Source organism: Stieleria varia (genome assembly GCF_038443385.1).
Lineage (GTDB): Bacteria > Planctomycetota > Planctomycetia > Pirellulales > Pirellulaceae > Stieleria > Stieleria varia.
Genome location: NZ_CP151726.1, coordinates 6935416 through 6960494, shown reverse-complemented (window position 1 = coordinate 6960494; position 25079 = coordinate 6935416). Strand labels below are relative to the sequence as shown.

Below are 25079 nucleotides of genomic sequence, written 5' to 3'. Positions count from 1 at the left end.
TGCATGGAACAAAAACATGGACTGAAAAAACAATGTCAACAACAAACTTTGAGCAGTCCAGCAGCGAATCCAGCAGCGAATCCAGCAGCGACACGTCAGCGAGCGTCAAACGCCGCTGGTGGTTCGCGCCGCTGGCGATTTGTTTGGGTGTGCTGCCATTGATTGTCGCGGAGGTGTCGCTCAGGATGACGGGGGGCGCGTCGGTCGAGCTGGATTCTGCCATCGACGCCGACCCGACCTCAGAGATCTTTTCGATGCCATCTTTGTTGGTGCGAAACGATCCGGCGGGACAATGGGAGGTCTCCCAAGAACGCTACAACTTTTTTCGCCCCGCTGCATTTCCGATCGAGAAAGCGCCCGGCACGCGTAGGATCTTTGCACTGGGTGGCTCGACCGTTCAAGGCCGACCGTACGCGCACGAGACCGCGTTTCCTGCTTGGCTGAAACTGGAACTGGCCGCGCGTGGTTCAGAATCGGCCGATCACTCTCGCGACGAGATCGTCAACTTGGGTGGTGTCTCTTATGCGAGTTATCGCGTGGAAAAGATTCTCGACGAAGTCTTACTGCATCAGCCCGATGTGATCGTGTTGTACACAGGTCACAACGAATTCCTCGAAGACCGCACTTACGCATCGCTCCGGGCCATGAACGCGACGCAAACCTGGGCGACAAAACTCGGTCGCCGACTGCACACCGTACGTTGGCTACAACAGCGATTCGCCTCATCGCCCCCAAAGACCACAGTGCAATCCGAGATGCCGTCGGAGGTCGACACAAGACTGGATCATGCAGGTGGACTTGAGTCGTACCAGCGTGATCCGCAATGGCGGCAAGCAGTGGAGCAGCAGTTCCATGTGACGTTGCAACGAATGATCGACAAAGTGATCGCGCAAGACGTTTCGCTGGTGTTGTGTGTGCCGGCAAGTGATCTGGTGGGGACGCCGCCGATCAAAGTTACCAACGCTGATTTCGACGAGGTCGACCAAGATGCGTTTGAAACTCACTGGCAAGTGGCGACCGACGCGATGCGGACTTCGGATGACAGGATCGCGGCATGCCTTCGTTGCATCAAGTTGGATCCGCAGCATGCCGGTGCACACTTCATCGCCGGTCGGTTGTCATTGGATCTCGGGCGGACACGGGAAGCGCGCGAATACCTGACGGCGGCGCGAGACTTCGATGTCTGTCCGTTGCGTGCGACGACCCCGATCATGGAGTCGGTGCGATCGCTTGCTGCGAAGTACAACGTGCCGCTTATTCAAACGGATCAGATCTTGGACCAATGGAATGTACGCCGCGAACCCTTTCCCGATGGCATTTCCGATCCGGAAAAATTTATCGATCACGTTCATCCATCGATCGTCGGCCACCAGCGGATTGCCAAAGCCATCGCGGACGTGCTGGTCGGTCGGGGGACACAAAAAAGCGAAGCCAAGTTTTCGCAGATGTCTCAGGATCATTTGACCTTGCTCGGCGAGGATTACTTTATCCGTGGCAAACAACGCCTGCAGGGACTGCAAAACTGGGCTCAGGGGAGAGCGGGGAACCTGGGGCTGTGAGCCTCAGGCGCTAGCCGTGGGCCTGAGGCGGATTGTGGTGCCGGCCCACGGCTAGCGCCTGAGGCTCACTTTGATTGCGATGCATGGAACAAAAACATGGACTGAAAAAACAATGTCAACCCCAAAGTTTTGAGCAGTCCACGGTTAGCCCTGCACCGTCGATCGGTAAGCACCATCGGCCAATTCTCAGCGAACATTCGTGCGGCAGTTGAACTGAACGCCGGTTGCGGGATAATGAAGGCGTTGATTATTCAGAGAACTTCCTTATTGGGCGGTCCTTTGAGCAATCGATGTCAGAATGTTTTTCGTTTGAATCCCTCACATCCCCGAAACAAGGCTATCGTCATGGTTCGATTCGCTTACACCTTGGCATTCCTGATGCTTTTGGCACCCACGTTTGTGGGTTGCGGAGGAAGCTCGGAGCCCAAGGTCATCACAGGTAACGACCAAGCCGCAATTGATGCGGAAGCTGCCCAATCAGACAACCAGGAGTTCCCCGGTGAAACTCCCGGCCCGAAACCCAGCGCAGCTCAGTCCAACGATCCTTGATCTGAGGCGATCAACGCTTGACTCGTAGCCGAATAAGACTGCTCACTAAGTGAGCCGTGACGCGTAAGCGGCCGGGCCTAACGCTGGGCTGTTCAAAATTTGGCGTTGACTTGATGTTTCGGCGTTTTTCCATGAGCCGTTTCTTGTCCACTGTCACCTACCCCAAGGAACTTGGGGGAGGTCGAGCAGAGCCGTTTAGGCGAATGCGAGGGGGGGGCCTGTCTGCGCAAGTCAATGATTGGGAACGGCAAAACGCTTGGCGGGGCACGCTATCGACTTGGAAAGTCGAGCGACGATTGTCGTTCGATTTTCCAAGTCGAAAACGAACACCACCATCCGCCAAACACAAGCCATACGTCTTGTGCCGTGATTCGCAACGGTTGCCTCCCAGCTGCGCCCGAGGGATGTGACAGAAACTTGCGGAGCGCCACAGTGCGACAACGCCAAATTTTGAACAGCCCAGCGTTGCCCAGCAGTGCCCTTCGGTACCCAAGATTCTATCGGGCGTCGACGTCTACACGCATCTATTGCCACACGTTGGGAACTTGCCAACGGCGCAGCGCGTCTGACACCTTGAGACTCTGACATCCAGAGACAAGGCGAGGGGCAGAAGAATGCTTACTGGTAGTGGACGAGGTCACGAGTCCCCGGCATGGTATTTCGCTGCAGGGGACTCGTGACCTCGTCCACAACGTCGGGAGCAGATTCATCTGCCGTTGGTTTAATCTGCCGGAGAAGGCCATGATCATCTGCCGGGGGCCCGCTGGTGATCTCACACTGGGGGCGTAAGTGGAATGATTCTTATGGACCGCGCGGTATTCTCACATTCCGGAGGAGTTTAATCGTTGCGGATTTCCCCATTAGCGTCTAATAATGTGGGATTGGTGCTGGCTAATTATCTCAGATCGGCCCGCAACCTAGCTGTGGTTTTCCATTTCTTTTCTTGAAGGTTCAATTTTTTATGACGCAGTCGTATCGGCGTTCGGCATTCACTTTGGTTGAACTGCTCGTCGTCATCGCCATCATTGGCATCCTGGTGGGGCTTTTGCTGCCTGCGGTTCAAGCTGCTCGTGAAGCAGCGCGACGCATGAGCTGCAGCAACAATTTCAAGCAAATCGGGCTTGCGATTCAAAACTATCACAGCAACTACAAAAATCTGCCTGCTCAGATGGGCGGAACGAGCGCTCTGGGTGCCATGTCTCCGGACTTCGATTGCAATCGTCGACGACTGAGTTGGCTGGTTGGCTTGACGCCATTCATGGAACAACAAGGACTTTGGGAAAAGATTTCTAATCCCAACAACGAGTCCGTTGACCCTGCAACTGCGATTCCTTCCACCGGTGGAACGTGGCCACCGATGGGACCGACCGGCAACCAATTCAATTACGTTCCCTGGGTATCTGAAATCCCAACGCTTCGCTGCCCAAGCGATCCGTTCGACAGTCCAGAAGGTGGCGGGCGAACGAACTATGCTGCCAGCCTTGGAGATGGCGTCGACCGTGTCGGCTTCGGTGGCAAGAACCAGATTGGCGTTTTCCACAGCAGCCCAACCAGCCTGGTGACCACACCTGAAACTTGGATGATCACTCGTGCCAAGGCATCCAATCGAGGCTTCTTCTGGAACCGAACGGAAATGAAATTCCGCGACATCCAAGACGGATTGTCCAACACGATCGCCGCTGGTGAGATCCCCACTTGCGGACGCGACCTGCAAGTCAAATCGACGGTTGTCCAGAATCGCGCCAATCCGGGGTGCTCCCCCAAAACGGAGGCGGACTCGGTTCGAGACCCAAATCGTCCGCAGTTCCTGCTTCCAACCGGATTGACCTTGTATCAAGACAGCTATGCTCGTGGTACCCGCTGGGCCGATGGTCGTGCGACGACGACTAGCTTTCAAACGATCCTGCCACCCAACAGCCCCAATATCCTTGACGGCGCAGAGAGATCCGATCCTCTGATGTCTGCTGGCAGCTATCACCAAGGTGGAGCTCATATCCTGATGGGTGACGGTGCGGTGATCTTCATCTCGGACAGCATCGAAGCCGGAAATTCTGACGCCTGCGCACCGGCGCGTGACCACGCCAACGACCCGAACGTTCGCAGCGGGATGGAAAGCCCCTACGGACTTTGGGGAGCACTCGGATCACGCGGTGCAAAAGAAACGATCGACGAACAGTTGAATCAGTAACGTCAGCTCTGAGTGAGCCACTGAATCACGAAAACGCCCTGGCAGAAGTGCCGGGGCGTTTTTTATTGCACGATCTCTACAACCGGGACTGTACCTAGTGCCAAAATCGCGAGTTGAGCTTTGATACCAGCACCACGCGCGAGCGAGTGATTCACGGCGTTTTATTCACTCGCTTGCGCTTCGTGCTGGGCTGTCAAAAGGTTGAGGTTGTACGGGGATTGGCATGCGCAACTTTTCTCCCACTACGCCGAAGGCGTTCAACAACAACGCCTTCGGCGTATCTTCCAATTGAGGAACAAAACCGGTCAATTGAAGTTGCATGTCAAGCCAAATTTTGGACAGCCCAGCGTTAGCCACGGTTGTGTCGCGAGAACCGTGGCTAACGCCAAAACGGCTCATTCATCGAACCCACGTTTTAAGGTTGTGTCGCGAGAACCGTGGCTAACGCCAAAAAGGCTCATTCATCGAACCCACGTTTTAAGACTGGACGATGCACTCGTAGAGGATGCTCCATTTCAAGCCTTCCTGCTCCGTGTCCACCTGGCCACGCCCCCCCGCGTTTTTTTCGCGGCAAAATTGTTCGTCAAAACGGGGGAAAATCGACAATCACACTGGAATTCAAGGGACATCCAGGTCGTTGCCTCATTCGACAGTTGCATCTACCCCCTTGTTGGCCAATAATGGAGACGCTTGCCGGTTCGCCTGTAATTCGCCGGCACCCGATCGATTGATTCTTTTCTTAGAGGTCCTTTTATGTTTTCTTCAAATCGGCGTTCAGCGTTCACCTTGGTGGAACTGCTGGTCGTCATCGCCATCATTGGCATCCTGGTGGGGCTGCTGTTGCCTGCGGTTCAAGCCGCTCGTGAGGCAGCCCGCCGCATGAGTTGCAGCAACAATTTCAAGCAAATTGGGCTTGCGCTGCAGAACTACCACAGTAACTACAAAAACTTGCCAGCTCAGATGGGCGGAACTGACAGGGCTGGAGTCATGGCGGCTGATTTTGACTGCAATCGCAGCCGCCTGAGCTGGTTGGTTGGCTTGACGCCCTTCATGGAACAGCAGGGGCTGTGGGAAAAAATCTCGAATCCCAATAATGTATCCGTTGACCCGGCTACAGCGATCCCTTCGACCGGCGGAGTATGGCCACCCATGGGGCCGACCGGCAATCAGTTCAACTATGAACCCTGGGTTTCCGAGATCCCAACGCTTCGTTGCCCCAGCGATCCGTTCGACAGCCCGGAAGGTGGCGGACGAACGAACTATGCCGCCAGTATCGGCGATGCCGTTGACCGCGTAGGTTTCGGTGGGAAGAACGAAATCGGTGTCTATCACAGCAACGGCAACGGCGTAACGACGACTCCCGAAACGTGGATGATCACCCGCGCCAAAGCCGCCAATCGAGGCTTTTTCTGGAACCGAACGGAAATGAAATTCCGCGACATCCAAGACGGCCTGTCCAATACGATTGCCGCTGGTGAAATCCCAACTTGCGGTCGGGACCTGCAAGTCAAGTCAACGGTCGTACGGCAGCGACCCAATCCTTGGTGTACTCCCAAGACGTTGGCTGACGCTGTTCGAGATCCGAATCGTCCGCAATTCTTGCAGCCGACCGGTCTGACCTTGTACCAAGACAGCTATGCTCGCGGTACTCGTTGGGCCGATGGCCGTGCATCAACGACCAGTTTCCAGACGATCCTGCCTCCCAACAGTCCCAACATCCTTGATGGCGATGCGATGTCTGATCCCCTGATGGCTGCCGGCAGCTATCACCAGGGTGGAGCTCACATCTTGATGGGTGACGGTGCGGTGATCTTTATCTCAGACAGCATCGAAGCCGGAAATTCGGACGCCTGTGCACCGGGACGCGACCACGCGAATGACCCGAACGTCCGCAGCGGGATGGAAAGCCCGTTTGGACTTTGGGGAGCACTCGGATCACGAGGTGCGAAAGAAACGATCGACGAGCAATTCAACCAGTAAGCTCTACGTCGCTTAAGTCAGCAGAAACTCGAAACGCCTAGGCACTCTCATTGCCTGGGCGTTTTTCGTTGTACGGAGTGAGGTAGGCCATGCTCGGGACGTGAAAAGAATTGTTGCTGCCTATGACCGTGAAGCGGTCTCAGACGGTAGCCGGCGATAGAGCGCAGCGATCATCGCCGGTTCATTCGGTCTGACGAGAACCGACCCCGGAGGCGGTCGCAGCCCCGATTCCGAGACGTCTGCGACACCCTTCGGAGGCGATTCAACATGGTTGTCGCATACCACGGGTGCGCCTTCGGCGACCCGTGGCTACCTTCTGCGATCCCTCGCGGGATCCAATTTCGCTCTCCCGAATCAGTGCCCATACAGATGGGTAATCAAAGACGTCAGCAATAAACTTCACGTCCCGAGCATGACCAACGGTCGCTGCGCCGCACGTCGCTTCAAAAAACTCCTGAAATCCTCTCTTGACGCCAACCCGAATCGGTGTACTATCTAACCAGCACACTAAGTCACCTGGTTTCATTCGGGCGGTTCGATGTTCTTTACTCTGGATCTGCAAAGCGATGTCGCGATTTACCTGCAAGTTGTCAGGCAGGTGAAATTTGCCGTTGCCGCGGGCACGCTCAGGCCGGGGCAGCTTTTGCCCAGCGTTCGAGCGCTCAGCGGCCAGTTGGCGATCAATCCCAACACGGTTGCCCGAGCGTTCACGACGCTGCAGTCCGAGGGCGTCATCGAATCGCTTCGCGGTCGCGGCATGGTGGTTTGCCCCAGCGCGGTCGACATTTGCTTGGACGAACGAGTCGCGGTGTTGCGGGGTAGCATCGGAACGGCGCTGACGGAAGCCTGGAATTCGGGGCTCAGTCGAGAACGGATCCAGGGGATCGTTGACGAGCATCTCCAGCGTCTGGCGGACACCCCGCCCAACGTTCACGCCTCTCCCAGCGGCAACGGGTCCGCTGTGGGCACCGCAAAAGCCGACACGTCGGAAAGTGATCTCACGTCCGATTCTCATTCCTGATTCTTTTTTCTAGCGAGCCATCGATCGATGTCCAACGAAACCCTCTCCGCCGAATCGCGTGAATCAGAGTCCGTGTCGTCTTTGACCCAACCGGTGATCACAACGCAGGCACTGGCGATGCACTATCGTCGCTGCGATGCGCTACGCGGTGTTGATTTGGAGATCCAACCCGGAACGGTGTTCGCATTGCTTGGCGAAAACGGTGCCGGCAAGACGACGTTGATTCGTATCTTGACTGGCTTTCAAAAACCAAGCGCCGGATCGTGCACGGTTTGCGGCATCGATCCGACTCGCGATCCGCTGGGCGTTCGTCGCCAGATCGGATACGTCTCGGACAACCCCGCGTTGTACGACTGGATGACGGTGGGGCAAATCGGCGGATTCACCGCATCGTTCTACGATGAATCGTTTCAACCTCGTTATGACGAGATGGTTCGTCGATACGAGTTGCCGTTGGATCAAAAGATTCGTCATTTGAGCAAGGGCCAACGCGCCAAAGTCGCTTTATCGCTCGCGCTGTCCCATGATCCCTCTTTGTTGATTCTCGACGAGCCCACATCGGGATTGGATCCCAAGGTCCGTCGCAATTTCCTCGAAAGCATGATCGATCGGGCGGCGACGGGACGCACAGTGTTTTTATCGAGCCATCAGATCAGCGAAGTCGAGCGGGTGGCGGACACGATCGCGATCTTGCATCACGGCAAGATCCGTTTGATGGGACCGCTGGCGGAGATCCGCGACTCGATCCATCAAGTGGTGATCGACGTGGACGATCCGTTGAAAGCTCTCGCGCCATTAAGTGAGCCTTTCGTCGTGCTCAGCGAGGAAACGTCGGGGCGGCAACGTCAATCGTTTGTGCAGAACTTTGATCCGCAAATCATCCAGACGCTGCAAAACGAACCGGGCGTGACCGCCGTCCGAACTCGCGTCGCCACCTTGGAAGAAATCTTCGTGGCATGCACCAGCAATCCTGTTGACTCAAATGGAGTTTGATCGATGAGAAAACGCTCACTGTCAACAATGTCACCTCCCCCAAGGAACTTGGGGGAGGTCGAGCAAAGCCGTTTAGGCGAATGCGAGGGAGGGGGCTGTCTGCGCCGGTCAACGAATGGGAGTGGTGAAACGTTTAGGGGGACACGCTATCGACTTGGAAAGTCGAGCGACCATTGTCGTTCGACTCTCCGAGTCGAAAACGAGCAGCACCAACCGCACAAACACAAACCGTACGCCCTGAACCAAGACTCGCACCAGTCACATCCATCAAGGAACCTGGGGGAGGTCGCGTTTGGCCGTTTGGGCGAATGTGAGGGCGGGCGCTGTCTGCGCCGGTCAACGTTTGGGATTGGCTATACGTTTGGCGGGGCACGCTATCGACTTGGAAAGTCGAGCGACCATTGTCGTTCGACTCTCCGAGTCGAAAACGAGCAGCACCAATCGCACAAACACAAACCGTACGCTCTGAACCAAAACTCGCACCAGTCACATCCATCAAGGAACCTGGGGGAGGTCGCGTTTGGCCGTTTGGGCGAATGTGAGGGCGGGGGCTGTCTGCGTTGGTCAACGTTTGGGATTGGCTATACGTTTGGCGGGGCACGCTATCGACTTGGAAAGTCGAGCGACCATTGTCGTTCGACTCTCCGAGTCGAAAACGGGCAGCACCAACCGCACAAACACAAACCGTACGCTCTGAACCAAAACTCGCACCAGTCACATCCATCAAGGAACCTGGGGGAGGTCTCGCGTAGCCGTTTAGGCGAATGTGAGGGCGGACGCTGTCTGCGTTGGTCAACGTTTGGGATTGGCTATACGTTTGGCGGGGCACGCTATCGACTTGGAAAGTCGAGCGACAATTGTCGTTCGACTCTCCGAGTCGAAAACGAGCAGCACCAACCGCGTCAACACGAACCTTACGCCCAGCTACAAAACACCAACCTGTCACTACAGTGACCTTCGAAACAATGTCTAGATGACGTTGCCAGCGAACCAAGCCCACGAAGCCAACTACCGCGCACGCGAATTTCGACCATGAGCCAAACGATCGCACCAGCACGTCTGTCCACCTACGAATCAAGCAATCTTCCCAAGCCGAACACATGGTTTGCGTGGAAAGAGTATCGGCAAACCTTGCCCATGGTGCTGATGCTCTCGGCATTGATGTTGGCGTGGATTCTGTTTTTGCTGGCCGTTGACAATATCCATTTGACACATGACTTCCAAATTGTCTTCTATCTCTTTCCCGGTTTGTTCGCGATTGGTGCGGGGCCAATGTTGATTGGGAACGAGAGGTTCTCGCGTACGCTGGATTGGTTGATGCTGTTGCCGATCAGCCCGAAGCGATTGATTCTCACAAAGCTCATTGCCGGAGTCGCCGGGCTGGCAGTGATGTGGTGCATCACGATCCTGCTGCTTTACTTGACTCGGCTAACGATGCTGAATCCCCAGAGTACTGCTTCCCTTCGCAGTTTTCACGATCCGTTTACCTCCATTGATCCATGGATCTTCGTACTGCACTCGATCTACGTCTTGCTGTGTGGTTTCTACACCTCCTGGCGAATCCGCAATCAATTCGCATCCGTGATCGCAATCGTCCCACTAGCGTGTCTGCCACTGGTCTGCATCGCAATTGTGGGAAATGTCTTCGGTGCTCGATTAAACGCCACACTTTCTGATGGCATGTGGCTCTTGGTCAAATACGGATTCAGCAGCGTCCTGAGCGTTGTTGTCGGATACATGGGATATCGAGCGGCACTTGCTGCCCTGTCTCCTCAGCAGGCGCCCAGTATCCGACTTTCTCAGATGGCCGAAGCAATTCGGCCTTCGACATCAACGGTCAGCGTTCCTGTTTTCCGCACTCAGATCGCATCAATGATTCATCAATCGATTCACGGCAATCGAGGCGTGTTAGCGATGTTGTCTGGGATATTCATCATCGGATGGTTGGTACTGCTGTGGCTTACGCATTTCGAAGTTGCTTTTGGTCGTTTGGCCCCTTTCGCTCGCTTTCTCGTCGTGATCTCACTGCTGTTGGTTCCCGTCGCTCTGTCGTGGCTCTCTGTGGGAGTGTTCAAGTTTGATGGCGCGCCTGAGAAGGTCCGTTTTTTGGCCGAACGTGGGATTTCGCCGACACGAATTTGGATCGCCCGGAATGCGGTGCCGTTTGCCCTCGCGACGACCGTGGTGCTGGGATACGCGGTCATCAGTCTCAGCTCGCAGGGCGGCACTCATCCTTTCCCGCAATTGAGCTTGCCGATCTTCGGACTTTATGTGCTTGGCATTTACTCGATCTCGACCTGGATCTCTCAAGTCTCGCCGGCGCTGATCATTGCGATGGTACTTGCTCCCGTTGCATCCTTCCTGTTTTTCGTATGGTTGTCGATCGCGGTGTTTCAATGGGCCGCACCGCTTTGGTTGATCGGCTTGATCATGACCCTGCCACTGATTGCCACTTGGATCATGATGCCGCGGTACATCGATTCACGGGAACGTTGGAAGAACTGGTGCATCAGCGGAGGTGTCCTGTTGCTGATGATCTTCATTCCATGCGTTCCCGTTGGGATGATTCTTTTGAACTCTCCGTCGATGGCTGCGAGCACTAAACAATCGCTGATGCGTGAAGCCGAAAGCCTCCGCAGGCGAACCGCTTCAGATGACAATCCTTTCGTACTCAACGTGACCAAGATGGGGGCCATCGACGAGTTGACGCACGAAGTCATCACGCACTTTCTCGAGAGACAAGAACGGACACCAGTGGAGTTCATGCCCGCACTGAAAGCACTCAATGACTTTCCCGGCCAAGCGGCGTTGCTGCCCGCCGAGACGCTGGCACGATGGTTGCGAGCGATTCAATATCAGCGAGTACGGTTCGACCAAGCGAACGAGGGAAAGAAGGCAGAGGCTTTTGAGCAATATGCCCCTTGGCTGGTTGCCACAGCACAGATTCTCTCTGCAACGCGACGCAGTGAGCGATGGATCGATCAGGAGCGGGCAGATCGTCTTGAGATCGTCCTCGCTGACGCCGTGTCGGATGACCAACTCACGGCGTTTCGAGACCGCGGGCCGATTAGGAAAGTGATCCAGTCGTTTCCAACCATTGCCGATCGCAACGCGCTGCGTCGTCGAGCAGTCCTGATGACTTGGCGCAGGACGCAGGTGCCGGATGTGCTGCCTGGACTACTTTTGGACCTTGCCTCGAGGTCTTTAGCGAGTTCACCCAGATTCGTTTACAAGCGACAGCTACCACATCAGATGGACGCCATCGTCGAAACGGCCCTTTCGATTCTTGATCACCCCAACGATACCGTTTTGAAAGAGCGTTTTCATTCATTGGTCACGTCTCCCGGCAGTGATTTTGCGGCGGGGCCCTATTCCGATCGACTCGCAAAAAAACCTGCAATCAATCGCGTGCGTGTGGATAGTGACCAATTGCCTGCCGTTTTCTGGGGGCAGCAATGGGAACGCGAGGTCGAAATGCTACGCGGCCAAGCACATGAGTCGGATTCAAAACCCACCAAAACGCAGGACGAACAATGAACCAGCAAACAGATCAACGCCCAACGTCGCGGCTTTCCGGATCCGACCTGCGATACTTGGCAATCGTTGCGCTGCCGATCGTCGGGCTGCTGATCGTCATCATGGTCGCGATCATGAGTTGGATGGTGGGAGCCAGCCAAGTGCGTGCCGCTCGCCTGCAATACACCGACGGATCTGATGTCTCCATCAACCAATGGTTCACTCAGCGAATGGACAGCGAATCGTCCATGGATCAAACAGCACGCTGGAAACGCATCTTGGATTCGGCGACAGCGATTGTGAAATCGCCAGCTTTCGCAATCGTGGAAGCATCGACTGCTGCCGACAATCATTTGGGTATCGACGATGCCAAGGAAGCTTGTGCGGAAATCGCCAACCAGGCTGCTCCGGTATTGGCGGAACTCGATGAACTGCGAGCCGAGTCGAGCAAGCCGATCTGGCTGCCGATCGAATTCAATGGCATCAGCACTCTGTTGCCCGAGTTTGAGCAAAGCCGAAACCTCGCACGTCTACTGCAGGCCGATTTGATTGATGCCTTTCATCAAGATGACACGACACGAGCTCTGCAGACGCTTCGACGATTCGATGTTTTCAACGAACAGCACGCGACACTCCACTTGATCATTTGCGATCTCCTGCAAATCAGTTGCGTGGATACGCAATTCAAAATGGTCGAGGAAACGTTGCAACACGATTTCTGGTCGGATGAAGAGTTAGCGCAGGTCGCCGAAATCATCCGTGCGAATGATGATGTTGGCGATCGATGGCGACAAACCGTTCTTGACGAACTGAGAATCGAGTTGGCGGTGATTGAGGAACTATCCGACGTGTTCACGGCAGATGTCCCCAGAGGTCTGATTTCGACAGCCCCGAGCTTCATCAAATCGCATTTTGAACTAATGAATCAACTTGCCGATCTGCGTGGGGCAGGCACGGTCAGTCACGTTGAAAGCGTCAGTAGACTAGTGGATCTGTACAGTGATGACCGAGGTGCGGCGAAGCAACGAAGTCGGAGTTTGGACACGCTTTTGCAGTTGCCGGTTTCAGATGAATCCGTGGTGCTGAACATGATCCGCCCGAGTTTCTCCTCGTTTGCGGAAGCCCTTTACAAACACCAGCGAGCCAAACGACGCGTGCTGACGGCGATCGCGATCAAGCAGTATCAGACGCGTGAGGGACGTTTGCCGACGAACTTGGGCGAGCTGTGGGACGCTGGAACTTCAACGGCTGATCTGCTGACCACCGATGGGGACCCGTTTGTCTATGAGCTAGCTGATGATGGCGAGTCGGCTGTTTTGAAAGATTACATCGGCGATCCTCGAATCGAAGATGATGAGTGGCAAGATAAGAGCTGGCACACGATCGTCATCAAGTGACCGTGTTGCATAGCGTTCGGTGGTGTCATACGCCCTGAGTCGCTGGCCGTCAGGCCACGGGTTTTGCGCACTGAAACGGATGCTCGATGGGAGAAAGACCCGGCCGCTGACGCGTCGCGGCTCACGGCGTTTGGTAGTGTCAAACGTTTTGACACGTTGAGCTACTGAGGACTTGATGCCACTTACCGCGGATTCCGCTGCGTTTGGCACTACGGTGTAAACCGTCTGGTTGTGTCTCCTGCGCCTTCGGCTGCGGGGCAAACGATGTGAAGCCCGACGCAGTAGTCTCTACGGATCTTGAGATTCGGCCCGAGCGAACTTGCGTCCCGAAGGGACAAAACAAGACAGCCCGGGGCATAGCGAAGCGACGCCCCGGGGATGATTATGACTGAGGGTTACTCTCAGCCCTGAAAGGGCGTTACATGCTGCACTCATCAGCCAGTCGTCTCAGCATCACAGATGTGCGGATCATCGAGGGTGCCTAAGCGGCGTGATTGTCTCACCCCTTTCAGGGTGAAACGGGGACAGCAACCATTGAACCCGGGGCGTCGCTTCGCTGTGCCCCGGGCTTTCATGTCCAGGCCCTTTCAGGGCATCGGCGATCCATTGCTTGTCCACTGTCACTTCCCCCAAAGAACTTGGGGGGAAGTGACAGAAAACTTGTGCAAGCCGGAAATGCCACAACACCAACCTTTCCGCAGCCCAACGCAAGACCCGGCCGCTGACGCGTCGCGGCTCACGGCGTTTGGTGGTGTCTTGCTCGTAGAGACGTTGAGCTGCTGGGGACCTGATGCCACTTCCTGCGAAATCGTGTGATTTCGCTGCGTTTGACACTGCGGTGTGATCCGGTTGGTTGTGTCACCTGCGCCTTCGGCTGCGGGTCAAACAGTTTTGAGAAGCCCAGCCCTTAGCCGATTCGGCTCAGCACCACGTCGAGGGTTTTCTTCAGGGCCGCTCCGCTGGCTCGCATGCCTTGGACCTCTTTCGGCCATAGATCGATTTCCATTCGGTCGACCACGCCGGTGCGTCCGACGACAGTCGGGACCGAAAGAGCGACGTCACGAATGCCGTAGCAGCCGCTTTGAATGCTGCTGACGGGCAGCACGCAGCGACGATCCAAGATGATCGCTTCGATCACATCGCGAATTGCGATACCCACAGCGAATCCCGCCCCGCCTTTGCGTTTGATGACTTCCGCTCCGCTGCCACGGGTTCGTGTGAACAACTGAGTCGCAAGCGTCGGTGACCAACCGGGATACTTGTCCAGCGGCAGTCCGGCGATCGTCGCACTGCTCCAGATCGGCACCATCGACTCACCGTGCTCACCCAAGATCAACGCACTTGTCTGAGTCGGAGGTGAGTTCAACTGCTCGGCGATCAGCGAACAAAAACGGATCGTGTCCAGTTGCGTGCCCAGCCCGATGACTTGGTTGCACGGCAAGCCAAGTTTTTGTGCCGCAACGTAAGTCAAAATGTCGACGGGGTTGCTGACGACCAGAACGATCGCCGACGATTTGGGGCCGGCGGCTTTGACATCGCTGAGGATTTGCAAGAACAAATCCGTGTTACGGTTGATCAAGTCCAGTCGGCTTTCGTCCGGTTTGCGGCGAAGTCCCGCGGTGATGCAGATCACGTCGGAGGATGGGATGTGCTCGTATCCGCCACCGGAGATGGTCTGATCAGCGACGCTGGGGCCGCCGTGTTGCAAGTCCAACGCTTGGCCGACTGCGAGTTCTTGGTTGACGTCCAGAAGAGCGATTTCACGGGCGATGCCGCCGCACTGCAATGCAAATGCGGCGCAGGAGCCGACCAGGCCGCCGCCGCCGATGATGGAAACTTTCATGATGTAAGACCGAGGATTTGAATTTGTGTGCTTAAAGAGAGATGAGGCGGATGGACTCGCCGACTCACGCTTTCATCTGACGCATGACTTCGTCGGTGATCAGCTTGACCAATTGCTCTTCATTGATTCCGGAGCTGGACGCGGGCGACACCGCTGGTTTCGCGGTTGGTTTCGCGGCAGGAGGCGCTTCGAATGCACGTCGCTCGACGCCGCTATTGGCCCACGAATCGCGGAAGATATCGTTGGCGCAGATGTCACAGTCTTGGTACTCAGGTGTGTTGCGTGGATCCTTGTATCCCCACTGATCCTTGAGGTCCAACAGCTCTTGTGATTTCTGCTGACTCAAGTACGACACGTTGCCCAGTTGCTTGGCCAGCATCAGCATGCGGCAATAAGAATCCAGGATCTCGGTCCACCAATAGGCTTGTTCGACGGTTTCGCCGTAGCTGACGGTACCGTGGTTGGCCAAGATCATGATGTTCGTCTTGCTGACGAATGGGATGATTGTATCTGCGAACGCTTGTCCGCCGGGTGTTTCGTACTTCGTGATCGGCACATCACCCAGGAAGACTTCGACCTCCGGCAGGATGCACTGTGGAATGGGTTCGCGAGCGATCGCAAACGCGGTGGCGTGCGGCGGGTGGCAGTGCACAACGCTGCGGATGTCTTGACGTTGCTTGTAGATTTCCAGGTGCAGCAAGGCTTCGCTGGAGCGTTTCTTGCGACCAGAGATCTGCTTGCCCGTCATGTCGATCATCGAAATGTCGTCCGGAGTCAAGAAACCCTTGCAGTGCAACGTCGGCGTGCAGAGCACTTCGTTGTCGCTGACACGCACGGTGATGTTTCCGTCATTGGCCGCGGCGAATTGTCGGTTGTAAATACGACGCCCGATGTCGCACATGTCTTGCTTGATCTTGTGAATATTTTGCATGGGATCTCTCCGAAGGGGGTGTGTCTTGGATCGTTATGTATGTGGTTATTCGACGAAAAAGGTACCTGACACCTTTTAAAGTTCTGACACCTTTTAAAGTTCGATGTTGTCCAGCAGTGCGACGATGGTTGCGTCCAGTGGTTTGATGTCCGGGCGGAATGGCTGCGCCGACTCGGGGCCTTCCGCGACGGCGACCAAGTCTCCCAGGCCCGTGCTGCACAGGTCCCATGCGACGACGGTGTCGCCGCCGAGCGGTTGCTCATCAACTCGGTCGATCGAATCGAGCATCTCGATGCAACGCAATTTCGCAGCGGCAAGTGCCGGATGCGAGCGTGACAGCGTGACCGTTCCGATCGTGCGTGCAATTCTCATGGGAAGCCTACTTTCCGATCATCGCGATCGCGTTGACAGCGGTGATCAAATTCATTTTGTTCATGTCCAGCACCCAAACATTCGGATTCCATTCGCTACCGAACCGCCTGACATCTGCGATCGAGCCGATCATCACCGCACGATCGCCCGCAACGCATCGCCGGTGGACTTCTGCAGCCGGGTGATCCGTGCAGACGACTCGAGTTTGCGGGCACAAGGCAACGCCGCGAAGTTGCAACTGTCGCAGGATTGCGTCGAGGCGTTCGGGGCGATCGGTGTCGTGAATGTTTTCGCTGGAGTGGTTGGCGGTTGTCGATTGTGTTGGTTGGATCGCTGACTGTGTCCCGGATCGTTCGATGGCAATGCCGTTGGCTTTGGCATGTTCCTTGGCCGCGGGGGTCACGATCGCTCGTTGCGAGATCAGCACCCTCGTCGTTTTCTTCGGCAGTTCGTCCAGGGTTGAGACCGAAACAACGGACTCTGTGATCACGCGTGAATGGTTGTCGTCGTTTGACGTGCTGATTTGTCCCTGCAGTCTCGCGATCACTTCACGCACGACGGCGGCAATGTGTTGCCGGTCCAGTGCGCTAGGTGGCTGGGGATGCGGGGAAATCATGATTCAGTTGTCGATGATGCCGATGACGGTCCATCGGGCAGGTGTTTTGTCGTGCTTGGTGGTGATGTGGGCGTAGCTACCGTCGCTAGTGATCATCACCCGGTCTGCTTTGCGACAACCCACGGCGTCCAAGGCGATCAGCGGTGGTCCGTCGGGGCTGTCATTGACGCCCAGCGGTTGGATAATGACCAGCCGCTGGCCGACGAAACTTTCGTGTCGGACAGTGGCGTTGGTCGATCCCAGGACGCGGGCGGGTTGCATGGTTCGTTTTCGTGGACGATGGACTGGCTTGGAATCAGACGACGCGGAGTTCGTCGATCATGCTGCAGCGACGTTCACGGGTGAACGTCGTGGGCGTCGTGACGCCTTCGCCGGTCGGACCTGCGATCGAGAACGACAGGTAGCCTTCGCCACCCAAGCCGAGTGATGCCATGCAGGGACCGTTTTTGACGTACAGCGTGACGTCCATTTCGCGTCCCATCTTGGTCATGTTGCGGACGTTGCGAGAGTGAATGATCGCGGTGTGACGGAAGCCGTGCTCGTACTTTTTGGCCAATGCAATCGCATGGTCGACGTCGCGGGCGCGGACAAAAGGAACGAAGGGCATCATCTGTTCGACGCTTACGAACGGATGGTGCTCATCGGTTTCGCCAAAGACAAGTTCGGTACCGGCGGGTGCGACCACGCCGGCTGCCTGGGCCAGAAAACTTGCGTCTTTGCCGATGTAATCTTTGCACGCCGCATCGTGCTGGTCGTCGCCGACCTTGACAATCGCCTTGGATGTCAGCGTCGCAATCTGTTGTGCGTTGAGCTCCAACGCGCCCGCGTTTCGCATCGCGGCCATCATTTGATCGAAAACCGACTCGACGACGAAGACTTCTTTCTCGGCGATGCAGAGCAGGTTGTTATCGTAGGCAGCACCTTGGATGATGCATCGAGCGGCCAGGTCGAGGTCGGCGGTTTCGTCGACGACAACGGGTGGGTTACCCGGTCCGGCGACGATGGCTCGTTTGCCACTGTTGAGTGCCGCGCGTGCGACGGCGGGACCGCCGGTGACACAAATCAGTGCGACATTGCGGTTCTTGAACAACGCGTCGGCGCTTTCCAGAGTCGGCTCGGCGATCACGCAGATCAGGTTGTCGATGCCCATCTCACGAGAGATTGCTTCGTTGAATCGTCGGACGCCTTCCGCAGCAACCTTCTTGCCCGATGGGTGCGGGTTGACCACGACGGTGTTGCCACCGGCGATCATGCTGACCGCGTTGCCCGTGATCGTGGGCAATGAGTGAGTGACGGGAGTGATCGCGCCGATGACGCCGAACGGTGCACGTTCGATGATGGCCAGACCGTGGTCGCCACTGAACGCTTTGGTTTCGAGGAACTCGACGCCAGGTGACTGTTCACCCAAGGTGCGAAGCTTTTCGATCTTGTGCTCGGGGCGACCGATTTGCGTTTCGGCCATCTCCATCAGTCCGAGTTCTTCGCATTGCTCGATCGAAATGCGTCGAATGATGCTGATGATCTGCTTGCGATCCTCCAAGCTTCGCTCACGGAGCTGTTCGAATGCAGCGCGGGCGGCGGCGACGGCGGAGTCGGCATCGTAGAAAATGCCGTGTCGTCCACCCGGGATCGCTGGTGTCGCGTTCAGTCCAGGCGGCATCGGGCCGACTTCCGCCAGCACCTGTGCGACCACATTGCGAATGAGGTTTTCGTCGAATTGCATATTGGATTCAGCGTTTGGGAACGCGTCGCTATGAGTGGGAGATCTTTAGGGACTTACTTTTCGTCTTTGCGGGCGTACACGCTCGCTTTGTCGATGTGGACTTGATCCACAATGCCGATGATCATCGCGTCGATCGGCAACTCTTTGGTTTCCGGCGTCAGTCGTGCACTGCTGCCTTGGACCACCAACACGTAGTCATTCTCGCCGGCGCCGAGAGTGTCGACGGCGATGAAGGTACGTCCCGTGGTGACCAGGCTCTTGCGTTTCTTTTCCTCAAGCCGATACGGCTCAACGACCATCAACTTGTGTCCGGTCATCGAAGACACCTTGGTGCTGCTGACGACCGATCCTGTGACTCTGGCGATAAACATTTAGTTTGCTCCGTCCTGCTGAAGGACTTGGACACATTGACTGGCCACGATCACTTCCTCATTCGTCGGGATCACCCACAACGCCGTACGTGACTCTGGCGAATGAAAAGCAAACTCACCTTTGCCCGAACCGTTGGCTGCCGTGTCGACATCAATGCCAAATCCTTCCAAGCCGCTGCAAACGGCCGAGCGGATTGCATCGTCGTTTTCGCCGATTCCACCGGTGAACACGATCGCGTCGACGCGTCCCAGGGCGACCATCATGCCGCCCATGTGACGTCGGATTTCTTGAACGTAAACGTCCAGTGCCAGTTGGCAGCTTTCATTCCCCTGGGCGGCACCCTCGTGCAAGTCGCGAATGTCACCACTGGATTGGCTCAGTCCCAACAGTCCACCTTTGCTGGCCAACTGCGCGAGCGTCTCCTCCAGGCTCAAACCGGTTCGTTGCATGATCAACGGCAAGGCAAACGGATCAAAATCGCCGACCCGATTGTTTTGCGGCAAACCGGTTTGTGGCGTCATGCCCATCGTTGTCATCACGCTCTTGCCTGAGTCGATCGCGGTGAGAGAACTGCTGCCACCGAGGTGACAAGAGATCACGCGTGCGTCGTCACGTTGCAAGAGTTCTGCGCTGCGAACGGAGATGTAGCGGTGGCTGGCACCATGAAATCCCCATTTGCGAACATGAAACTCGTCTGCCCACTGGCGTGGGATCGCGTATTCTCGTCGAGCCGCAGGAACGGTCTGGTGAAAGTCCGTTTCAAAGGCTGCGACGAGCGGTAGATCGGGAAACCGTTGTTGCAACGTTTTCATCGCTGCGATGTACGGCGGGTTGTGTGCCGGTGCAGCGGCGTTCATTTCCGCCATCGCATCGAGCACGGTATCGTCCACGCGGAAGACGCCCGAGATTCGTCCGCCGTGAACGGCTTTGAAACCGATCGCCGCGACTTCGCTTGCACTTTTTAGAACGCCGTGATCCGGATCGGTCAGTTGGTCCAAGCAAGCTTGGACGGCAACACCGTGATCGGGCACCGTGAGCGTTCGCTCGTCTTTCCAGTCGCCGATCTCTACCTTGCAAGGACTCTGTGCATCGCCGATTCGCTCCACTCCACCGCGTGCCAAGCACCGGGCGTTGTGAATGTCGCCGACTTTGCAATCGTCGGAGATTTCGAACAGGCGATATTTGAAGCTGGTCGAGCCCAAATTGGCGACAAGGATCAGCACGGGAACCTCAAAGGATGGAAACAACGGCAAGCGTCGAGAACGAATCGTTTGGTCAAGACTTGCTGGGGGGGCAGCTTTGCCGTGTGAGACCGCCGAGGGCGTGAGCGCCGATGCGGTCGCGGCGGCAAGATCTGCGTCAGCAAGTTCTTGACGGCTTAGGACAAAAAAGCCTTTGCCAAACCCTCTGCGGGACGTGGGATCACGTGGCTGCTGACCAATTCACCGGCTGCTGCGGCTGCGTTGGCTCCGGCTTCGACCGCTGCGCGAACGCTGCCGACGTCACCGCTGACAATGGTCGTGACCAAACCGCCACCGATGTCTACGCGTTTGGTGATTTCGACGTTGGCGGATTTTGCCATCGCGTCGGTTGCTTCGATCAACGCCAGCAGGCCTTTGGTTTCAATCAAACCGATTGCATCATTCATGGGAGTGCTCTTCTAAAGTTGTGTGTTGTTGTTCAAAAAGTGTTGGGAACGAAGCGAATTACTTCTTCGCTGGCGCGCCGGCCTTGAGGATCTTGGCCAAGTCGTCGTGCGGACGTGGGATCACTTGCACGCTGACGACTTCACCGACGCGTCCGGCTGCCGCAGCGCCTGCGTCCGTAGCCGCTTTCACTGCAGCGACATCGCCGCTGACGAACGCGCTGACCAAGCCGCCACCGATGTTGTCCCAGCCGATGAATTGAACATTGGCTGCCTTCATCATTGCATCACAGGCTTCGACCAAGGAGACAAACCCTTTGGTCTCGATCATGCCGAGTGCTTCACTTATCTTTGCCATTAGAAACTTGCCTCAATAGAAACAGGGGGGAGAGTAAGATTGGTTTGAGTAACGAGAACGGGATCGAGTGCCATCGGAAACAATTGTGCGAATTGGATGGAATCGCTCAGTGCTTGCAAGCACATCCGCTGGAAATCTTCAGCAACTGAACTTCGCTTGCCGCATCCAAATGGCACGCGTTGCCTTCGTCGGTGTCGATGTGCACTTCCAGCTTTGCCGCGGAATCTTGACGAACCAAAACGTCGTCAAAGATTGTTGTGCATTCGTGACTGACGATCTTGAGTTGCATCATGTCGCCGTTTTGGACGCCGTAGAATTCTGCGTCGGCATCGTTCAAGTGCACGTGTCGGGCGGCGCGAATCACACCTTGGTGAAGCTGCACGCTGCCGACGGGCCCGACCAATACGCAACCGGGCGTGCCGTCGATCTTGCCGCTGTGTCGCACAGGGGCGTCGATCCCGAGCGAGATGGAGTCCGTGAACGCCAGTTCGACTTGGCTGGCAGGCCGGGTGGGGCCGAGGACGCGAACACTGGGCAGCATTCGTCGACGCGGACCGACGACCATCACCGTTTGTTTGGCTGCGTAAAAGCCGTCTTGGTAGAGATCTTTCTCGGGTTCCAGTTTTGCGCCCGGTCCGAACAGGATCTCGACATGCTCATCGGTCAAGTGCACGTGGCGAGCAGAGATGCTGACACGTAGATTGGGTTTCCCGTTCACCCAGCCGGGCGGATTTCCCGAGCGTGTTCTTGGTGCCGGTGATGCCGATTGTCGCAACGCATTGCGGACCATTGCTTCTATGGTCTGTCGATCGATCGATGCTGTGCTCATGTTCTATGTTTTTCAGTGGTCAGAAAATACTGACATGGTTTTGTGATGAGGAAACAGCCGTTTCAGACTTGGCTGTTGTGGTCAGGCTACGCCTTGTTTCAATCTTCCATTGCCGAATCGGAGTCCCCCTGCTGCGTCGCCGCGACAGCAGCCAATACTAGGTTGACCCCTGCTTGCTCCAACTTTGTTTTCCAACACGAATCCAAGTCCGAGTCGGTGATGACGGTGCTGACCTGATCCAGTCCGCACAATCGTGACAAGCTGACCTTGCCGAATTTGGAGTGGTCGGTGACCACAAAGGTTTGGTCTGCCGACGCCAACATCGCCTTCTCGCTTTCCACGAGCATCAAGTCGCTGTTGAAGTAACCACGCGATGTGATGCCGGCGACCGACAAGAACGCTTTGCCGACATTCAGGCTCCGCAACATCGAATCGGCGAGCGGGCCGATCGTCACCGCGGTTCGACCGTGGACGCATCCACCGATCATCACCAAGTCGATCGATGCGCTGTTGCTGAGCAAGTGCGCGATCGGCAGACTGTTGGTGACGACTTGTAGGGGCCGTCCGACGAGATTCCTCGCCAGCTCGTAAGTCGTGCTGCCGCCATCCAAAAGGATCGTGTCTCGGTCGTCGATCAAGTTTGCTGCGGCGACTCCGATCGCCGCTTTGGCCGGCCACATTTCGTCCGTTCGGTTCTCAAAAGCCCGAATCGTGGAGGTGTCGCCTGTCCAAAATACCCCGCCGTGCGTCCGCTTCGCTTCTCCAGCCGACTCCAACTGCTCCAGGTCGCGGCGGATCGTCGAATCGCTGACACCCAGCGACGCAGCAAGTTCTCCCAGGGACGCAAATCCTTGGGTTTGAACCATTTGACGTAGCCGGTCACGTCGAACGTCGGTCGAGATGGGGATGCTCAACAAACTTTACTCATTCTTCCTAAACTGAACCTCGCCGACAATCTTCTCTCACGATGTGACAGAAATCAATCACCTGATAGTGAAATTCTTGCAAAGACTGGGCAATATCTTGCAACATGTGGTGGTTTCGTTGCTTTTTGAGACATGGGTAGCACGGGATTGCCGAGTTTCGTGGCTCTGCTGCCTGTTTGACCCGCAGCCGAAGACTGGACTGCTCAAAGTTTGTTGTTGACATTGTTTTTTCAGTCCATGTTTTTGTTCCATGCATCGCGATCAAAGTGAGCCTCAGGCGCTAGCCGTGGGCCGGCACCACAATCCGCCTCAGGCCCACGGCTAGCGCCTGAGGCTCACTGGGGGCCACCAGCTGCGCCGGCAGTAGGGACATACACTGGACTGCTCAAAGTTTGTTGTTGACATTGTTTTTTCAGTCCATGTTTTTGTTCCATGCATCGCGATCAAAGTGAGCCTCAGGCGCTAGCCGTGGGCCGGCACCACAATCCGCCTCAGGCCCACGGCTAGCGCCTGAGGCTCACTGGGGGCCACCAGCTGCGCCGGCAGTAGGGACATACACTGGACTGCTCAAAGTTTGGTGTTGACATTGTTTTTTCAGTCCATGTTTTTGTTCCATGCATCGCGATCAAAGTGAGCCTCAGACGCTAGCCGTGGGCCGGCACCACAATCCGCCTCAGGCCCACGGCTAGCGCCTGAGGCTCACTGGGGGCCACCAGCTGCGCCGGCAGAAGGGACATACACTGGACTGCTCAAAGTTTGGTGTTGACATTGTTTTTCAGTCCATGTTTTTGTTCCATGCATCGCGATCAAAGTGAGCCTCAGGCGCTAGCCGTGGGCCGGCACCACAATCCGCCTCAGGCCCACGGCTAGCGCCTGAGGCTCACTGGGGGCCACCAGCTGCGCCGGCAGTAGGGACATACACTGGACTGCTCAAAGTTTGGTGTTGACATTGTTTTTTCAGTCCATGTTTTTGTTCCATGCATCGCGATCAAAGTGAGCCTCAGGCGCTAGCCTGGGCTGGCACCACAATCCGCCTCAGGCCCACGGCTAGCGCCTGAGGCTCACTGGGGGCCACCAGCTGCGCCGGCAGTAGGGACATAAGCTTGCGCAAACCCAAAAAGAAACAACACCAAACTTTGAGCAGTCCAACCGAAGGCGCAGGCGGAATCGGCGATCAATTCTGCGGGGCAATCCGGTTGGTGGCGTCTCCTACGCCTTCGGCTACGGGTCAAACGGCCCCGGCACGGCGGAATCACCGTGTTTCGCGGCAAGCGGCCAGGGCGATGGCGTTTTGCGACGGAAACGAAAGAAGTTCGCCGGGCACCCGCTACGGCTTCTACATTTTTTTCCCCCCAGCGGTTAGGCTTCTGCCACGCTGACGACACCAACGGACGCCGGCGGAGTGAGTTGGCACCCCATGATGATGGAGAGAAAGAGTTTCGATGAGTAGCTTGCAAGGCAAACGCGCGGTGATCAGTGGTTCATCGCTGGGAATTGGACGAGGGATCGCGATCGAGTTGGCAAAGGCCGGCGCGGATGTCGTGATCAATTATCGAAGCCATGCGGGGCAGGCTGACGAGGTGATCGGCGAATGCGAGAAGTTCGGCGTCAAGGCATTCAAGGTCGCCGCCGACATGGCGGTGCAAGCCGATGTGGAACGATTGATCAATGAGTCCGTATCGTTGCTTGGCGGTCTCGATATCGTGGTCAGCAATGCGGCGTACAGTGATCGCCACTTGATGCTAGAATCGGATTTGGACGAGTTTCGCAAGACGATCGATGTCAGCATGTGGGGCGCGTTTCATTTGGTGCGTGCGGGTGCACAGAAGATGGTGGACGCTGGCAATGGCGGAAACATCGTGGTGATCAGCAGCCCGCACGCTCACATGGCGATCCCGGGCGCGATGGCGTACAACATGGCCAAGGCGGCGAACGATCAGATGGCCAAGACAGCCGCTTGCGAGCTGGCGCAGTATCGCATCCGCTGCAACCTGATCCATCCCGGTTGGACGGACACCCCCGGCGAACGAAAGTTCTTTACCGAGGAAACGCTGCAACGCGAAGGTGCCAAGTTGCCTTGGGGCCGACTGGGCAAGCCCGAAGAGATCGGTCGCGGCGTCGTCTTTTTGTGTAATCCCGAGAACGAATACATCACTGGCAGCACGGTAACGATCGACGGCGGCATCCAGCTTCCCTGGCGAGAAATGTACCGCGTCGACGAAGACGTTTGAGTACACGGTTCTCGAACCTGAGTGATTGCC

21 protein-coding genes are annotated in these 25079 nt (G+C 56.4%); 9 read left to right on the top strand and 12 right to left on the bottom strand.

Features of this window, described 5'->3' with window-relative positions; translation table 11 throughout:
- Positions 1–32: 32 nt before the first annotated feature.
- The 8 genes from Pla52nx_RS23355 (at position 33) to Pla52nx_RS23320 (ending at position 13203) form a co-directional block, all read left to right on the top strand.
- A complete protein-coding gene (locus tag Pla52nx_RS23355) occupies positions 33–1559 on the top strand; it encodes an SGNH/GDSL hydrolase family protein (protein ID WP_342190228.1) in 1527 nt (508 codons plus the stop codon).
- A 345-nt stretch (positions 1560–1904) separates the two neighbouring features.
- Positions 1905–2108 carry a hypothetical protein gene (locus tag Pla52nx_RS23350; RefSeq protein ID WP_146523776.1) on the top strand — a complete coding sequence of 68 codons (204 nt, stop codon included), beginning with the start codon at positions 1905–1907 and terminating at the stop codon, positions 2106–2108.
- Positions 2109–3069: 961 nt separating this feature from the next.
- Positions 3070–4296: a DUF1559 domain-containing protein gene (locus Pla52nx_RS23345; protein ID WP_146523777.1), complete on the top strand. Its 1227-nt coding sequence runs from the start codon at positions 3070–3072 to the stop codon at positions 4294–4296.
- Between the two features lie 753 nt (positions 4297–5049).
- Positions 5050–6276, top strand: a complete 1227-nt coding sequence (locus Pla52nx_RS23340) for a DUF1559 domain-containing protein (protein WP_146523778.1) — start codon at positions 5050–5052, stop codon at positions 6274–6276.
- Between the two features lie 538 nt (positions 6277–6814).
- Complete coding sequence (locus tag Pla52nx_RS23335; RefSeq protein ID WP_146523779.1) at positions 6815–7297, top strand: GntR family transcriptional regulator; 483 nt, start codon at positions 6815–6817, stop codon at positions 7295–7297.
- Positions 7298–7324: 27 nt separating this feature from the next.
- Positions 7325–8290: an ABC transporter ATP-binding protein gene (locus Pla52nx_RS23330; protein ID WP_146523780.1), complete on the top strand. Its 966-nt coding sequence runs from the start codon at positions 7325–7327 to the stop codon at positions 8288–8290.
- Between the two features lie 1032 nt (positions 8291–9322).
- Complete coding sequence (locus tag Pla52nx_RS23325) at positions 9323–11827, top strand: hypothetical protein (RefSeq protein ID WP_146523272.1); 2505 nt, start codon at positions 9323–9325, stop codon at positions 11825–11827.
- Positions 11824–13203, top strand: coding sequence for a hypothetical protein (locus Pla52nx_RS23320; RefSeq protein WP_146523271.1), 1380 nt, complete (start codon positions 11824–11826; stop codon positions 13201–13203). Before Pla52nx_RS23325 ends, Pla52nx_RS23320 begins: the two co-directional genes overlap by 4 nt.
- 907 nt (positions 13204–14110) lie before the next feature.
- Here the strand turns inward: Pla52nx_RS23320 and Pla52nx_RS23315 are convergent.
- From Pla52nx_RS23315 to Pla52nx_RS23260, 12 genes are all read right to left on the bottom strand, one after another.
- On the bottom strand, positions 14111–15046 hold the full coding sequence (locus Pla52nx_RS23315) for a lactate/malate dehydrogenase family protein (RefSeq protein ID WP_146523270.1): 936 nt from the start codon (positions 15044–15046) through the stop codon (positions 14111–14113).
- 64 nt (positions 15047–15110) lie between these two features.
- A complete protein-coding gene (locus Pla52nx_RS23310; protein ID WP_146523269.1) occupies positions 15111–15977 on the bottom strand; it encodes a class II aldolase/adducin family protein in 867 nt (288 codons plus the stop codon).
- Between the two features lie 93 nt (positions 15978–16070).
- A complete protein-coding gene (locus Pla52nx_RS23305; protein WP_146523268.1) occupies positions 16071–16349 on the bottom strand; it encodes a EutN/CcmL family microcompartment protein in 279 nt (92 codons plus the stop codon).
- A 7-nt stretch (positions 16350–16356) separates the two neighbouring features.
- Entirely contained in the window at positions 16357–16965 is a 609-nt protein-coding gene (locus tag Pla52nx_RS23300; RefSeq protein ID WP_146523267.1) for a hypothetical protein, read from the bottom strand.
- A gap of 3 nt (positions 16966–16968) precedes the next feature.
- Positions 16969–17226, bottom strand: coding sequence for a EutN/CcmL family microcompartment protein (locus Pla52nx_RS23295; protein WP_146523266.1), 258 nt, complete (start codon positions 17224–17226; stop codon positions 16969–16971).
- A gap of 34 nt (positions 17227–17260) precedes the next feature.
- The gene (locus Pla52nx_RS23290; protein WP_146523265.1) at positions 17261–18688 is read right to left on the bottom strand and encodes an aldehyde dehydrogenase family protein; all 1428 of its coding nucleotides are present in this window, start codon (positions 18686–18688) and stop codon (positions 17261–17263) included.
- A gap of 53 nt (positions 18689–18741) precedes the next feature.
- A complete protein-coding gene (locus Pla52nx_RS23285; protein WP_146523264.1) occupies positions 18742–19059 on the bottom strand; it encodes a EutN/CcmL family microcompartment protein in 318 nt (105 codons plus the stop codon).
- Positions 19060–20283 carry an acetate/propionate family kinase gene (locus tag Pla52nx_RS23280; protein ID WP_146523263.1) on the bottom strand — a complete coding sequence of 408 codons (1224 nt, stop codon included), beginning with the start codon at positions 20281–20283 and terminating at the stop codon, positions 19060–19062.
- Between the two features lie 155 nt (positions 20284–20438).
- Positions 20439–20708: a BMC domain-containing protein gene (locus Pla52nx_RS23275; protein ID WP_146523262.1), complete on the bottom strand. Its 270-nt coding sequence runs from the start codon at positions 20706–20708 to the stop codon at positions 20439–20441.
- A gap of 58 nt (positions 20709–20766) precedes the next feature.
- Positions 20767–21063, bottom strand: coding sequence for a BMC domain-containing protein (locus Pla52nx_RS23270; RefSeq protein ID WP_146523261.1), 297 nt, complete (start codon positions 21061–21063; stop codon positions 20767–20769).
- A gap of 106 nt (positions 21064–21169) precedes the next feature.
- Positions 21170–21892, bottom strand: a complete 723-nt coding sequence (locus Pla52nx_RS23265) for a phosphate propanoyltransferase (protein WP_146523260.1) — start codon at positions 21890–21892, stop codon at positions 21170–21172.
- 98 nt (positions 21893–21990) lie between these two features.
- Entirely contained in the window at positions 21991–22794 is an 804-nt protein-coding gene (locus tag Pla52nx_RS23260; protein ID WP_146523324.1) for a DeoR/GlpR family DNA-binding transcription regulator, read from the bottom strand.
- Positions 22795–24260: 1466 nt separating this feature from the next.
- Here Pla52nx_RS23260 and Pla52nx_RS23255 point away from each other — a divergent pair.
- Complete coding sequence (locus Pla52nx_RS23255) at positions 24261–25049, top strand: SDR family NAD(P)-dependent oxidoreductase (protein ID WP_146523290.1); 789 nt, start codon at positions 24261–24263, stop codon at positions 25047–25049.
- Positions 25050–25079 lie beyond the last annotated feature (30 nt).

Coding starts and splice junctions, on each gene's coding strand:
- Pla52nx_RS23355 (WP_342190228.1), top strand. CDS start 33: ATGTCAACAACAAACTTTGAGCAGTCCAGCAGCGAATCCAGCAGCGAA.
- Pla52nx_RS23350 (WP_146523776.1), top strand. CDS start 1,905: ATGGTTCGATTCGCTTACACCTTGGCATTCCTGATGCTTTTGGCACCC.
- Pla52nx_RS23345 (WP_146523777.1), top strand. CDS start 3,070: ATGACGCAGTCGTATCGGCGTTCGGCATTCACTTTGGTTGAACTGCTC.
- Pla52nx_RS23340 (WP_146523778.1), top strand. CDS start 5,050: ATGTTTTCTTCAAATCGGCGTTCAGCGTTCACCTTGGTGGAACTGCTG.
- Pla52nx_RS23335 (WP_146523779.1), top strand. CDS start 6,815: ATGTTCTTTACTCTGGATCTGCAAAGCGATGTCGCGATTTACCTGCAA.
- Pla52nx_RS23330 (WP_146523780.1), top strand. CDS start 7,325: ATGTCCAACGAAACCCTCTCCGCCGAATCGCGTGAATCAGAGTCCGTG.
- Pla52nx_RS23325 (WP_146523272.1), top strand. CDS start 9,323: ATGAGCCAAACGATCGCACCAGCACGTCTGTCCACCTACGAATCAAGC.
- Pla52nx_RS23320 (WP_146523271.1), top strand. CDS start 11,824: ATGAACCAGCAAACAGATCAACGCCCAACGTCGCGGCTTTCCGGATCC.
- Pla52nx_RS23315 (WP_146523270.1), bottom strand. CDS start 15,046: ATGAAAGTTTCCATCATCGGCGGCGGCGGCCTGGTCGGCTCCTGCGCC.
- Pla52nx_RS23310 (WP_146523269.1), bottom strand. CDS start 15,977: ATGCAAAATATTCACAAGATCAAGCAAGACATGTGCGACATCGGGCGT.
- Pla52nx_RS23305 (WP_146523268.1), bottom strand. CDS start 16,349: ATGAGAATTGCACGCACGATCGGAACGGTCACGCTGTCACGCTCGCAT.
- Pla52nx_RS23300 (WP_146523267.1), bottom strand. CDS start 16,965: ATGATTTCCCCGCATCCCCAGCCACCTAGCGCACTGGACCGGCAACAC.
- Pla52nx_RS23295 (WP_146523266.1), bottom strand. CDS start 17,226: ATGCAACCCGCCCGCGTCCTGGGATCGACCAACGCCACTGTCCGACAC.
- Pla52nx_RS23290 (WP_146523265.1), bottom strand. CDS start 18,688: ATGCAATTCGACGAAAACCTCATTCGCAATGTGGTCGCACAGGTGCTG.
- Pla52nx_RS23285 (WP_146523264.1), bottom strand. CDS start 19,059: ATGTTTATCGCCAGAGTCACAGGATCGGTCGTCAGCAGCACCAAGGTG.
- Pla52nx_RS23275 (WP_146523262.1), bottom strand. CDS start 20,708: ATGAATGATGCAATCGGTTTGATTGAAACCAAAGGCCTGCTGGCGTTG.
- Pla52nx_RS23270 (WP_146523261.1), bottom strand. CDS start 21,063: ATGGCAAAGATAAGTGAAGCACTCGGCATGATCGAGACCAAAGGGTTT.
- Pla52nx_RS23265 (WP_146523260.1), bottom strand. CDS start 21,892: ATGAGCACAGCATCGATCGATCGACAGACCATAGAAGCAATGGTCCGC.
- Pla52nx_RS23255 (WP_146523290.1), top strand. CDS start 24,261: ATGAGTAGCTTGCAAGGCAAACGCGCGGTGATCAGTGGTTCATCGCTG.